Annotated in this window: 8 protein-coding genes; 3 read left to right on the top strand and 5 right to left on the bottom strand. The window is 55.0% G+C overall.

Going from position 1 to position 13774, the window contains the following annotated elements; translation table 11 throughout:
• Positions 1 to 28 precede the first annotated feature (28 nt).
• The 3 genes from ACI2KS_RS24500 to hhe all read right to left on the bottom strand — a co-directional run bounded on the left by ACI2KS_RS24500 (position 29) and on the right by hhe (position 8197).
• Positions 29 to 1150, bottom strand: a complete 1122-nt coding sequence (locus ACI2KS_RS24500) for an endonuclease NucS domain-containing protein (RefSeq protein WP_098480863.1) — start codon at positions 1148 to 1150, stop codon at positions 29 to 31.
• 168 nt (positions 1151 to 1318) lie between these two features.
• Complete coding sequence (locus ACI2KS_RS24495) at positions 1319 to 2407, bottom strand: DUF4236 domain-containing protein (protein ID WP_098480862.1); 1089 nt, start codon at positions 2405 to 2407, stop codon at positions 1319 to 1321.
• Positions 2408 to 2452: 45 nt separating this feature from the next.
• Positions 2453 to 8197: a DUF4011 domain-containing anti-phage protein Hhe gene (gene hhe, locus ACI2KS_RS24490; RefSeq protein WP_227432302.1), complete on the bottom strand. Its 5745-nt coding sequence runs from the start codon at positions 8195 to 8197 to the stop codon at positions 2453 to 2455.
• Positions 8198 to 9055: 858 nt separating this feature from the next.
• On the opposite strand from hhe, the gene ACI2KS_RS24485 reads away from it, so the two are divergent.
• Together ACI2KS_RS24485 and ACI2KS_RS24480 are read left to right on the top strand one after the other, a co-directional pair.
• Complete coding sequence (locus ACI2KS_RS24485; protein WP_404623593.1) at positions 9056 to 9586, top strand: glyoxalase superfamily protein; 531 nt, start codon at positions 9056 to 9058, stop codon at positions 9584 to 9586.
• Between the two features lie 597 nt (positions 9587 to 10183).
• Positions 10184 to 10396, top strand: a complete 213-nt coding sequence (locus ACI2KS_RS24480; protein WP_404623592.1) for a DUF6124 family protein — start codon at positions 10184 to 10186, stop codon at positions 10394 to 10396.
• An 83-nt stretch (positions 10397 to 10479) separates the two neighbouring features.
• Here ACI2KS_RS24480 and ACI2KS_RS24475 read toward each other — a convergent pair whose 3' ends face one another.
• Both ACI2KS_RS24475 and ACI2KS_RS24470 read right to left on the bottom strand, forming a co-directional pair.
• Complete coding sequence (locus ACI2KS_RS24475) at positions 10480 to 11151, bottom strand: DUF6933 domain-containing protein (RefSeq protein WP_404623591.1); 672 nt, start codon at positions 11149 to 11151, stop codon at positions 10480 to 10482.
• A gap of 171 nt (positions 11152 to 11322) precedes the next feature.
• Entirely contained in the window at positions 11323 to 12279 is a 957-nt protein-coding gene (locus ACI2KS_RS24470; protein WP_404623590.1) for a LysR family transcriptional regulator, read from the bottom strand.
• A gap of 122 nt (positions 12280 to 12401) precedes the next feature.
• Here ACI2KS_RS24470 and ACI2KS_RS24465 point away from each other — a divergent pair, with 122 nt between their 5' ends.
• The gene (locus ACI2KS_RS24465) at positions 12402 to 13583 is read left to right on the top strand and encodes a fumarylacetoacetate hydrolase family protein (RefSeq protein WP_404623589.1); all 1182 of its coding nucleotides are present in this window, start codon (positions 12402 to 12404) and stop codon (positions 13581 to 13583) included.
• The last annotated feature ends 191 nt before the right edge of the window (positions 13584 to 13774 follow it).

Raw genomic sequence — 13774 nt, 5'->3', positions numbered from 1 at the left:
ATTGGGCAGCAGGCTGCTGCCCAATTTATCAACTGCCAGGAACGCTCGCGACCTCAGTAGCTGCCACTTCATCGTAACGCGGAAATCGCTGCTTTAATCGCTCAATCGTCCACCGCCACTTCGGCGTAGTCGGACGGCAAACCGTATTCTGATTCCCAAACATCCCAATCTCTCGTACTGCCTGGCTCACCGGCACGCTTTGCAGCCATTGGATCGGAACAAAATAGTCGCAGCGCTCCGGATCGTCAGCAAATTCTGCATGATAGTTGGCGCGCGTTGCGACCTCTAGCACCGGTCGCTCCTCGCCGTCTTGCATCACTGTGAACTCGTTCGCAGGTGTGGACGTGCCAAGAACGCGTCCTACGCCGACATAGCCTTGCTGCGGAATGTTTACCCAGATCCGATCTCCCGGAGACAGGAGCTGCAGGGTCTTGCTGTACCACGCGCCTCCACCGCCGGAAATAAAACCGAACTCCACAGCATCGGCCCATGAGCGCGAGGCAGAATCGCCGAACGAACAGTAGAACTCGCCGTTCCAAGGCTCGCTATGCCCTTCGCTCGTCGACGCGGCGTTCACTTGAGTCTGAACAGGATCGAGTAACCATGATCGACTCAGTAGCTGTTGATCGCCCACCTGGAAAATTTGAAAACAGAGCACGTTGATCGGAATATCTCGCTTGCTGAGGTACTCAACGATTCGCTCGCTGCTGACATCCAACTCCGTGGCGACGATGATCAGTTGGTGGCTTTTATTCAAATCATCGTCGTCTAGCACACGACCAAAGCGCGCTAGAAAATCTGCATACAAGCTGCTTCCGGGGCGGAACCGTTGGTAAATCGCCGCGATTTCGTTCTCACGCAGACTCTCGACCCACACGGCGTAATCGAGAGTCTGAGCAACGACTTCACGGGGCGTGCGGTCTCGTTTGAGCTCAATTAGTACCAGATTTCCATCAGGAGCAATGGCCAATAGATCAATGCGCCCCCCCATACCAGTGCTTTCTTGCCTACCTATCAGCATCCACTCATCCGAGAGAATGCTTGGGGAGCTGATGATCATTTCTTCCAATAGCTGCTCACTGGCCAATCGGCTTTGGCGAAGCTTATTGGGTGTAAGGCCGACGGTCCAGACGTCCGTTTTGATAGGCAAGCTGTGAGTCCTTGATGAAATTGTTTATGACAAAACTGGATTTCGCCGTCGAAACTCCGACCACGCAACAATCGCTGGTAGATGCTGAATTAGTCAGCGAGCTACTGACTAAATCAACATTCCATATATGCCTGAAACTCAGGTACGAATTAGCAGAACTACGTTGCCTCAGCTTACTCGCTCAGAAGGCATCACCCGTGCAAGATCGAGAATCGCCTTGGCAAAAGCCTCTCCCACCCCATTTCGCGAGATTTGTACGACCTCATTCAGGCCCGTGGTGCTAGACAATTTCAATTCATCGTAAAGACAAATAGGGAGCTCACGATTGTTTTTGAATCTACGATCAGGGCCGCCCTTCTTGTTAACAAATTGCCACGTCCTGTCGACTACCATGGCATCCCTGGGAGGCGAAGCACTCTCAATAAACCGCTTTGCATTGACCTGCAACTGCAGCTCCCGATAGCTAACCGCGCCCACACTTTTCTCGTCATAAATTAATACACGATCAGGGAAGAAATGCAGCGTTTGGCGCCCAACAACCATGGAGATGGTTTCTATATTGGTTTTTACATAAGGTGGTGAAGACCGAGCAATAGTCGTTTTTCTCCGACGTACAAGATTGCTCGCACCTGCGTGATACTTACGATCATGAACGGCGCCTTCGGCCTCGATGTGCCAGGCCGCATCTGCTGCCGATACCTGCTGGCCACTGCTGTGCAGCGCTTCGTAAGCTTCTTCCATCTCGGCGTCAAAATCGTAAAACAGTACAACCGTCTTAGCCATCGTGTCGCGTACTGCAGAGGCAATGGTTAGGACTGAACCGAGGATAAGAGCACCCCATATAGTCCCAATGGACCAACCATTACGCAGGCCAAGAAATACTACGAAGATTCCCAGGACACCAACCCATGGCCAAAGTCGCCATCTTGCCTGCTTCGCATTCATTTCATCGAGCAGATCACGTGAGGATGAATCCACGATTTGCGAAGCATCCGCGGACTCGATCTCGACTAAAGGGGCGTGAGTGCCCTCAGGTATTACCGTAGTTTCAACGTGAGGCAAAAAAGGCGGCTTATCGTTGGTCCTTGGTACGGTAGCCCGGTAGTACAGGCCTCCCCGCCCCATATGAACGTAATTGCCTCGAGGTCCTGTCCCGATGCGTAGGCCTTTCAACCCCACCGAAACGCCCACACCCTGCCGGGACAGATTGAAACGAAACAGCCCTACTCTGATGCTCTTACGAATATAGAATCCCATTACCATTCCTTGATACAGCTTGAACATCCACTGTTAGTAGCTGACTCACTGCTCGCCAATCACAAGCAATACATCGTCGATATACCGCCCTTCCGCACCATGGGTACCATTACGCAAATACCCAGGAATCATCTGCTGAAATTCGATACGGTCTGCAGGAAGAAACTCAAGCAATGCTTCCAACATCGCGGGCCTCAATAGCCGCTGGTTAACAGGAACCTCTCGCAAATTCGGCCGGATCACATTCTCTTCAAGCCAGACCAACTTCTCTCGCAGGCTGTAGTTACCCTCAAGGGTAATACGCTCAGCGTGCTCGCTCTGCTCATCTGCCACTTGCTGGATCGAAACCTCTTCAGATTCCGTACTCATCCCTTCGACCTCTACAGCTGGCTCGGTTCGTAACCGCGCAAGCTCCTGAAGGATGGGTTCGATTTGCACACGGGCATTACGGAACCAGTCCACCGACCAAATGCGGCGAATATTCCAGCCCAATTGCTCCAACACGCTTTGACGCAGACGATCACGGTCACGCGCGGACTTGGCCGAATGATATGCCGCACCGTCGCATTCAATCCCCATCAGGTAGCGACCGGGTTGCCCTGGATCACGTACCGCCAGATCAATGAAGAAACCAGCAACACCAACCTGAGGCTCGCATTGATAGCCATGACGAGACAGCATCTCAATAACAGCCACCTCGAAATCACTGTCGGGAGCACGTTCAGACTCTTTGATGTGCGGCATGCGGCCGGACTCAGCGAAATGCAGAAAATCACGCAGTGCTTGCACGCCTCTGCTGGAAGTACCGGTCACCACTACATCAGTCGAGCTAAACGAGGAGAACACCTGCATGCGCTTCTTGGAGCGGGTATACAGCACGTTCAAACGTCGCCATCCACTGGCACCGTTAATCGGGCCAAAACGCTGAGGAACAGTACCGCCCACGTCCATAGGGCCGTAGGTGCCGGAGATGTAAATAACATCTCGCTCGTCACCCTGGACGTTTTCCAGGTTCTTGATGAACAGCGGCTCATCCTGACTTTGATTACGGTCCAATGCGACTTGTAGCTGTGGGCTTTGTTTGGCCAGCTGCTCAAGCATTCGCTCGATCTGATCAGCCTGTTTGACGTTCATGGCCACCACACCTAGCGACTCATCGGGGCGGTGAATTACGTGGTGCTCAATGGCCTTGGCGACAACCTCGGCCTCTTCAATGTTGCGTTGTTCGACAAACCGCCCGCGGGGCACTCTGACAAACTTGACACCGAACTCTGCGGACTCACGGTGCGGAGATGGGTACACCACCAGATTGCTTTCATAGAAGGCTTTGTTCGAGAAGGCAATCAGGCTCTCGTGACGGGAACGGTAGTGCCAACGCAGACGTCGCAGTTTGAACAGCGGCATGGCGGCTTCCAAAATGCTTTCCGAGTCCTCGGCCAATGAAACATCAGCTTCATCGGTATCCGAATCGCCACCATTGCGGGAAAAGAAGTTCGTCGGCGGCAGCTGTTTCGGGTCACCCACGACCACTAGCTGTTTACCCCGTGCGATGCTACCCAATGCTTCTTCCGGGCGCATTTGGGATGCTTCATCCATTACGATTAAATCGAACTCGACGTGCCCTGCCGGCAAGTATTGAGCGACAGCCATTGGCGACATCATGAAGCAGGGTTTGAGGCCTTGCAGCGCTTCGGCGGCACGGTTCATCAGGCTACGGATCGGGACATGCCGTGTCTTTTTCTCAGCCTCGCGCTGCAGCAAGGCCAATTGTGTAAAGTCTCTGACCGCACCATGACTATTTCCAACAGGAATTTTGTTCTGACTGATACGTGACGAAACTTGCTCACGTTGAAGATGCTTGAGCTGCTCATCGATATCAGCGAACCGAGCGCGAATGGCCTCCTGCTCTTTGCCCGAAAACTGCCCCAGCGCGGGATCAAGCTCAAGGATTTGCAAGGCCCAGCTGTCAAGAAGCCCGAGCAGACAGGCATCGATGCAGCGTTCAGAAACCAGGTTCTGCGTTTCGATTGCTTCGACGACAGTTTCGAACCCCAGCTCAACCAAGTGCGAACGCAAACGGCGGTACTCGAACCAATGGTCGAGCAGATCGGGGTTCTGAGCGGCCCAGGTCAGACGGCTGGCCATGGGCTCGAAATCTGCTTTCTCAATGGACTGCCACCACTGACCGGAAATAACCGCAGCACCTTGGAAAAACGCTTCCAAGGACTGCTCCCAGGCCTCTACAGCTAGAGCGAGTACAGCACCTTGTTGATGCCAATGGAGAATCAGCGACTCGGCTTCTTTGGGCATGCACGCCGTCAACTGTGGAATAAGAATATCCCGAATCGGCAACGCCAAAATGGGCTGAACGAAGGCAACGGTATGCCGCCAGGTCGTCAAACGAGGTCGGGCCGCTGAAAGATTGTCTATTCGAGGAAGCTCTTCACCCAGCAAGCAGGTTTGTAGCACGGAGTCGCTTTGCAGTGCTGCCGAACGGGCTTGCCAGCTTTCCACCGACTGAATCAGCAGCAGTATTTGCCCCATCGTGGGCTTCTCTTCGCTGATTACGGGTAACAACGAGCGCAGCGCGGTTCCGATGTCGTTGATAAGGCGAGCATACAGACCCTCTGGAGCGAGCAAATCTTCCGAACGCAAATCATGACTGTCAAAGGGCAACAGCTCTTCCAGGTCCAGTCGATGCTCCAGAACATCCAATAGGTAGGGCTCGAGCTCTGCGCTATCGCTCGAAATGCCGGCCAGTAGCGCCCCATCTGTCTTAAGCAGGTACTCCGCAACCCATACTTTTGCACCGAATCCACGTCCGCATTCTGTACGCAGGAACTTGTACCAACCCCGCAAGCGCTTGAGTGCGTCGATCGGAGTATCAAGCCCTTGGAAGTGTTCACCCAGCTTCTCGGTGAGCACTTTGCTTTCACTCAGTTCACTGTGTCTTTTCAGATAAGCTATGACATCTGGCAAGACCGCCAGAAGCTGGTTCAGCTTGAGCCCTGGTCGCGCCATAGCCAAGATCTCGGCTTTAGCAGAGCGCCATTGTCCCTTGAACCAGCGAAAAAGTGATTTATCTGCCAAAACCCGATTCAAGTCTTCCAGTCGCGTATGACTAGACAATCGATCCAGAGTGAAATGGTTCGCAGCCTGCTCCTGCAACTGCCTGATGACCGGAATGTCGTTGTCCAACTCTACGAGCAAACTGTCCAAGGTCTCGTCTTCGAAGCGTTTATGGCGAAGAGATGCCAAATCCTCAGGCATCGCCGCGAGCATTTGCAGAAAGAGCACAACTTGCTCAATACCGATAAAATCGCTTCGTAAGCCTTGAACCGCAGCCCCTTCCGCTAACAGCCGAATTAGCACTTGAACACGTGGGGCCAGTTCCAGTAACTCCTCAGCCTCTTCGATCACATCCAGCAAGGCGTTGAGGGATAGGGCCTCATCACCGTTATGCAGACGTATGGCCGCGCAGGCTTTTTTGATAGAGGCTATCGCTTGCCCAGAGCCAATAACATCCGCGCGCAACGATCGAGCTAGTACGCCTTGCTCGTCCAACAAGGAGTCCATACCTTGCAGCCACAATTTCAGTGCCTCACAGGACTCGATATCCAGTCGTCCTAACAGATCCCAGTCCTCATCACCTTTAGGTAATGCAAGTACCGGAATTGAAGCTGCTAAGCCTCGCAACTGATCTGGGCTGTAGGTTTCCAGAACAGATACCTGTAGCTGTTCTGCTAATTGAGGACGAAGAGCAGCGAGACGATTCAGCGCCTGCTGAGCCAGAGAGAGATTTTCTAGAAGTGCGGAGCGCTCAGCACCAGTCACGCGAGTTTTTGTGCTACCAAACCACGGGTGCGTTTCAAGTTTGCCAGTGTGACCAGCTTCCTCAGCCGTCTTGCGATAGATGTGTGCATAAAAGCCGGCCTGCTCCTGCAAATGCGTTTTATCGATTCGCGCCTCCGACTGCGGATGCAGATCGGCAGGTTTAATCGACAATGCCTCACGCAAACGGGTTGCCTGCATTAGCACCTCGTGAACACTCATCCCCGACTCTTCGAACTGGGCATGCAAGTGATGCACGTGTTTGTTGAGTTGCTGCTTCAATCGCTCATAGTTGGCAATCAGATCCGTCAGCTGCTTGGGCGAGCGAAAGCCACCGCTGTTCTGAATCCGCTGCCGGATGCTGTCGATAACAGCGCTCTTTTGACTCTTATGGCTATGCAACTCCAGACAAAAATCGCCCAAACCTGCTCTTGTCAGTCGAGTCTTAACCACCTCAAGCGCTGCGCGCTTCTCCGCAACGAACAACACTTTTTTGCCTTGGGCCAGCGCCGCAGCAATCATGTTGGTGATGGTCTGAGACTTACCGGTACCGGGCGGCCCCTCGATCACAAGGTCATCCCCGCGAATCACGTCTATCAATGCGCTGTGCTGAGAACTGTCAGCGTCATCTATTAGAGGAAACTGCAGGTGAACCTGATCAATGTCGTCGATTGAATGCTCGACACAAAATGCGCCTTGTTTTCCTGACGAATCTGCCGGCAAACCGTCCATTCCCGTAAGCCGTTTAACCAGACCATGATCCAGCAATGATTGGTCTTTCCAACGGCCTGGATCAAGGTCGAGATACATCATCAACTTGCCAAACTCGAACAAGCCAAGCGAGGCATAACGATGAACTTTCCAGTCAGGCTTGACCTTCAGCACCGTTTCAACAATGCGTTCGAAGTATTCCTCAGGCGTGCTGTCGTCGGTGATCCGCGGAAGTGCGATACCAAAATCAACACGAAGCTTTTCCCGCAATGACAGGTTGGTAAGAATGTCTTCTCCAGTAGGATGTACGCGGTATTCGAATGTCGCGGTTTGAGGATTGAGCTTACCTTTCTCCAGGTTTACTGGCACCAACATCAGCGGCGCCAGGCGGCTGCTGTCTTTACCTGCGACCGAGTCATCCCACTCCAGGAACCCGAGCGCAAGATAAAGAATGTTCGCGCCCGTTTCCTCGAGAGCCGATCGTGACTGGGTATACAAAATCTGTAGCCGCGACTCCATCTCCGCGGGGTAATAGAGCGTCTGAATCGCGTCGTCAGAATGCTTACCGGTTTGCCCGCTTGCAGGAGGCAGTGGTAGCTCATAGCTGGTCGCCATACCCAGGATCTGCGCCCAGACATCTGCCGTAGGCTGTTTCTTTAACTCAACAACTGTGCCTGTCTTTTCGTCCAGCTTTAAAAAGCCATGGGTAAGAAGCTGCCTTTCCGTTGGTTCAGGCACAGCAGCAAACCGCATGGATTTTTCATCTGCCAAGGTATCGAACAGGTGATCCGGCAACTCATCAATAATCCGTACGAAACGTTTGGAGCGCGCATGTGAAAAGTTCAGCAGCCGATTGCGGGCGCTGAGGTCGAGAAGTCTGCTTCTCAGCTTCTCCAGGCTTTCCGGTATCTCGCTTGGGGGTGTATCAAGGTCATCCCAATCGGTAAGAGGCGCTGAATCAATGGACTTTGAACGCCCATTGGACTCGGTATCGAACCGATAAACCGACCCACCCCGGCCGCCGCCTTTATTGAGCAGTCCCTTGGTAATGAGCTCGTCGCGCAGGCTCCAGTACTCTTCCTCAGAGACGGCAAAATTCTGAAGCTCAGCTCGCCGATCGATCCGGTCCCTGAGTGACTTGTTGCCAACGGCCGTCCCGTCTGCGGGGACCAGTTCTAGTATCCATTGCAGAACAAGTTCATATCGTTGGATAGCCAATGATTCAGGGCCTGAGTTCACGTCGATCACCGCTAATTTTTCGGGGCAACTGCCTAATGATTTTTTCTGGGCATGGCAATGCCGATGCTCAGCTTCAGCTGGCCGCGATAACAAGAGAGGCTTTGTAGGGGCGCTGCCGATTTCTCGGTGCGCTCGAGATGCCATCCTTGGGAAACAGCGGCCTGCTTGGAATTTGATGGATGTCACAATATCCAGCACAAGGAGCAAGGTAAAGGCAAAGTGCCTTGACGCCGCACAAATCCCCGCCTACTCGACGATTGGTCAGCAAATCCACCTACACTATTGAAAAGCTCTAGCTCAGGTTGATTCCTAATTTCCAACAATCTGATCTTGCCGCGTCGTCAGAGTAGAAGCGCAAAGCTTAAGTTGAGCACGAAAATACGTCACTCCATTGAACCTACTCGACCGTTTTTACAACACACGACGAAGGCTCAATTCAACTAGCAAAAACCGACCAAAAAAGCCGGCTTTTTGCCGGAAAAAAACCAGGTAAAAATAACAAAAAGTGGGGGAACAGATGGGGGAACAGATGGGGGAACAGATGGTTTCATAAAAACGACAAATTATTGATTTTCAAATACCTATATCAATAAAAAGCTAACCACAAGCCGGCTTTTTAATGCCTGGAATTCGCGCAGACCTGGCTCGGCATCCAACGGACGATTCTGTGGCTTGGGTAAGCGTGCGGCCAGGTCACCTTCCGACTTCGAGACAGACTGTGTACCATCGGCGAAGGCTTATGCTGCCTGCCGCTCGCGCCGATAAGGCAAGGTGAAAGCATATTTGCTTCCAGACTCTTTCGCGTCTCTCTTGATAGTCGAGGTTTGGCAACGCGGGCACCAAGATGCTTCGACTCCAGGAGGAATGATGTCGACAGTCGAAAAAGCCAAGCAGATGGCAAAGCGTTTGCGCGCCTCATTAGAGGCCCGCAATCACCAGATCTCCCATTGCGCGTCGCTTGAAATGGTGGCGCAGCAGCTGGGCTACAAGGATTGGAATACCGCTTCGGCAGTGCTGCCTCACGAACCGGTCAGCCCCGCCATTACGCTGAAAAAAGCCATACCCATATTGCGAATGTTCGATGAGGCCAAGGCAAGAGAGTTTTATCTCAACTTTCTCGGTTTCAGCGTCGAATTCGAACACCGCTTTGAAGCCGATCTTCCCTTATACCTGGGGCTCAGCCGGGATGGCTTGCAGATCCATCTTTCCGAGCATCATGGTGATGCAAGTCCGGGAACCACCATTTTTGTCCCCATGCAGAACATTGAACTGCTCCGGGACGAGCTGAACAGCAAAGGGTACGGTTTCGGACGCCCAGAGATTGTAGAACAGGGGTGGGGAAAGCTGCTGGAGGTATATGACCCTTTCGGTAACCGTATCCGTTTCTGCCAAAGCTGATTTGCTTGTCCTGCTATTGGCTCAAGATCAGTTAGGCCGCATGAAGTGACTGAGCGTCTGTTTGACCCGACGAGGTCAAGCAGGCGTTTTTGCGAGCGTCACTCGACGTCGTGCTGCCCACTATCAGCACTTGCGGCCAGTCGCCCGCTGCGCCGGCAGAGGAGTCACCATTCCACTGGATATGCATGCCGATCCTGCCCGTCCAGGAGAACAAGCCAATGACCCAGCGCGACTCCACACTCAGAATCAAAATCACCCGTGGTCTGCCCCATCCCTGCAACAAATTGCAGCGTTTGTAGCCCTTTTCTTACAGACCTATCTCTTTATCGCGAGGGACATTTCCTAGAAACTCATACCCGCTTGTGCGCTGTGATTTCGGTCTCTAGGCTGCGTCGGTCGCTGACAATCAGCGATCGGGTTTAGCAGCCTGCATGAACGATAGAGAAACACGCACCCACCCTTATGGTGGCTTTGCATGGGGCACCCTCGGGTGCGCCGGGGTTTCTCTGTGTCCTGGTCTGCTAACCCGTGTCAAAGCCGCCACCCTCATCCGTTTAGCAGCGGACGATCGTGTGGCCCCATACACAGAGAATGAGAATGCTCAAAATCACCCCAGATCCACCCGACAAATCCCTTGAGGAATCCCTGGCACACGTCTCTGGCCTACTGCGCTGCGCAATGGCCACCGCCTGTGAAAGCGCCGAAAACCACACCGGCGTCAAACGCGACCTGGCGTTCTCGGTCGTGCATCTGATCGACATGGCCAAGGCGGTCGTAGACCGCTCGCTGGACCAGATAGAACCACGCTGAGCGCTTCATTGCCCCTCTGGCAGGAGCCGGCGGCATCGTGCACAAGTACGTTGCCGCCGCTACCCCGCCCTCCCCCGAAATCATCAAAAACCATAGATATCCTGTCTATAGCTTTGGTACGCCGCCGCGACTTCCTCGTGGGTCATGGTCCCGCCCAGCCGAGGGTAGCCCAGTTGTATCTGAACTTCTGCGGGGTAGAAGTATTCACTGCCTCTGACGGCGCGCAAAAACCTGTTGGCGAGCTCATCGAACTCGATGAGCTCTTGAAACTCGACAGGAATGCTCTGTCTCTCGTAAGCCGGGTAGGCGGCGAGATCCAGCACCTGGTTGATATGGGTCTGGACGCTGCGATCGTTGCGCTTGAAAAAGTGCACATCCCGCAGGCTCTGTTCCCACCGGGTGATGTGCTGCTGCAGTTGCGCTTGAGGGGGAAGCGATAGCTGCATATTGGCGGACATAAGTGCCATCACCCCCAGATAGCGCTCAAGGAATTGCTGGAAAAATCCCTCGAAGTCGTTGCGTTTGAGGCTGACGAAGAGCATCGCGTAGCGGGTGTCGACTTCCATGGCGAGCAGGACGTTGGTCCTGCCAAACTTGGTGACGTGCAGTTGCCAGCGCTCGGCGGGGTAGAGGCTGGACCCTACATCCTGCAACGAATCTTCAGGCGAAGAGAGTTGAAGTTGGCTGACGACTTTGCCTTTGACCTTTTTGGAAAAGAAGTCGCACGTAGCTTGGGTGCAGTCGAAAATCAACATGAGCGGTACCGGGGTTCTCTTCGGATAGGAAGGGCAGACTGGCATGTTTTGGCGCCGCTCGTCATCCGCACGCCGTAATCCCAGTGCATTCGCCAGCAAGCAAACCGGCCGGCCGGGGTCGATGCTCAGCAGATGCTCGAGGAATACGGCCTTCGCCGGCCGGCCGTGCTCCTACAGCGGTGCAATGGGCTTGCTGGACAGCTTCGCGTTGGCCAACAGAATCTCGGCAAATTCCGACGCAGCTCCCAGCAATGGCTCTCCGCGCCGGGTAAGAATTCCGTAATCCTGCGGGGCGAGTTTCAGCGGGGTGTTGAGCACTTTCAGCAGCCCGGTTTCCAAGTGCGGCTGGGCCATCGACGCCGGCAGCATGGCGATCATCGGCCCGGATTGCAGCACTTGCAGAAAGGTCTGCATCGAAATGGTGTCGATGGTGTTTTTTGGCGTGGCGATGCCGGCCTTGGCGAACGCCTGCTCCATGCGTGCACGAATCGGTGTGCCGACCGGATACAGAATCCACGGCCATTTGCCCAGCTCCTTCAGCGGCGTCTCCTCAAGCTCGGTCAGCGGATGACGGCTGTTGACCACCATGCAGAACGGCTCGGGCGCCAGCGCCTGAAAGTCATAGACCTGCTGCTGGTTTTCGTGGGTGTAGCGCGCCACCGCGAGGTCGAGTTTTTTGTCGTCGAGCATTTCCATCAGGTGATCGCTGGTCTGCTCGACCACTTCAATGGACAACAGCGGCCAGCGCTGCTTGAGCTGAACAATGGCGTCAGGCAAGACCACCGCCGTGGCCGCGAAGATTGCGCCAACCTTGAGAAACCCGTGCCCGCCTTCGCGCAAGCTGCTGATCTGATCGACGAACTTGTTGGCGTCGTTCAGGGCGATCTGCGCGTAACGCACCACGTGTTCGCCAAGCGCGGTAGGCGGCATGTTGCGCGGCAGTCGCTCGAACAGATCGAAGCCCAGCAAGCGCTCGATTTCACGCAGCATCTTGCTCACGGCCGGCTGGCTGAGGTTCATGTGCTGCGCGGCGGCGTGCATGTTGCGGGTTCGGGCCAGGGTGTCGATCAGCACCAGATGCTTGAACTTGAGCCAGTTACACACCGTTGAGAAGGATACGTCTGACATGGGATCGGCCTCGGTACGCGATAACCCAGTGTTATCGATAATTGAGCAGATGTCATTGGAGTTTATCGGCGGCGCTGATTAGGGTCGGTAGGAAAAGCATAAAAACATCGAGGACTGCCCCTATGCCGATTCAACTGACCCCTGAAAACACACTCCCTGCCGACGGCCTGAGCGGCACCCTGGTGGGCCGCGCCTGGGTACCCGGCAAGGTGGGCGGGCCATCGCCGGTGGTGCTGCGCAGCGACGGGGTGTTTGATCTGTCGGCGCAGTTCGCGACCTTGAGCGAGCTGCTGGAGACCGACTCGCCGCTCAAGGCAGTGCGCGAAACCCAGGGCACCTTGATCGCCAGCGTCGAAGAACTGCTGGCCAATTCGACCACCAACCCTGACACCAGCAAGGCTTTTCTGCTGGCCCCGGCCGATCTGCAAGTGATCAAGGCTGCCGGGGTGACGTTCGCTGCCAGCATGATCGAACGGGTGATCGAGGAACAGGCGGCGGGCGATCCGGCCAAGGCTGAAAGCGTGCGCGCCATCGTGCACAACGCCATCGGCGACAATCTGCGCACCATCAAGCCGGGCTCCGAGCAGGCGAGCAAGCTCAAGGCGCTGCTGATCGAACAGAAAATGTGGTCGCAGTATCTGGAGGTCGGCATCGGCCCTGACGCTGAAATCTTCACCAAGGCGCCAGTGCTTGCCGCCGTCGGCAGTGGCGCGCAGATCGGCATTCACCCGAAGTCGGAGTGGAACAACCCGGAGCCTGAGGTGGTGCTGGCGGTCAACAGTCGCGGCCAGATCCATGGCGCAACCCTGGGCAATGACGTCAACCTGCGCGACTTCGAAGGCCGCAGCGCGCTGCTGTTGAGCAAGGCGAAAGACAACAATGCCTCGTGTGCCATCGGCCCGTTCATTCGCCTGTTCGACGAAACCTTCGGCATGGATGACGTGCGTAACTGTGTGGTGGACCTGCAGGTCAAGGGCGACGACGGCTACGTGATGAAGGGCTCCAGCTCCATGTCGCAGATCAGCCGCGACCCGGAGGACATCGCCGCCCAGACCCTCAACGCCAACCATCAATACCCGGACGGTTTCCTGCTGTATCTGGGCACCCTCTTCGCCCCCACTGAAGACCGCGACCACGTCGGCGGTGGCTTTACCCACAAGCTCGGTGACCAGGTCAGCATCAGCAGCCGCCTGCTCGGCAGCCTGCACAACGAAGTGACCCACAGCAGCCGGGCGACGCCATGGACCTTCGGCGTCGGCGCGTTGTTTCGCAACCTGGCGGCGCGGGGACTGGTTACACGCTGAGTTCGTCTCTGCCCGGAGGGCGTGGGAGTCTGGCTTGCCGACGATCTGGCGCGAAGCGCCAGCTAATCCTGTGAATGGTATATACCTGACCCAACGAGTTGTCTGATTCTACTGCCGGTGCCCGGCAGATCGCTGGCAAGCCAAGTTCCCACGGCCTGCGGCCAGAATCAAATGCTCAATACTGTGTCGGC

Origin of the sequence: Pseudomonas sp. NPDC087358 (assembly GCF_044900785.1) — a bacterium.
GTDB lineage: Bacteria > Pseudomonadota > Gammaproteobacteria > Pseudomonadales > Pseudomonadaceae > Aquipseudomonas.
The sequence above is the reverse complement of the archived record's forward strand: the minus strand, read 5'-3'. Positions and strand labels throughout refer to the sequence as shown.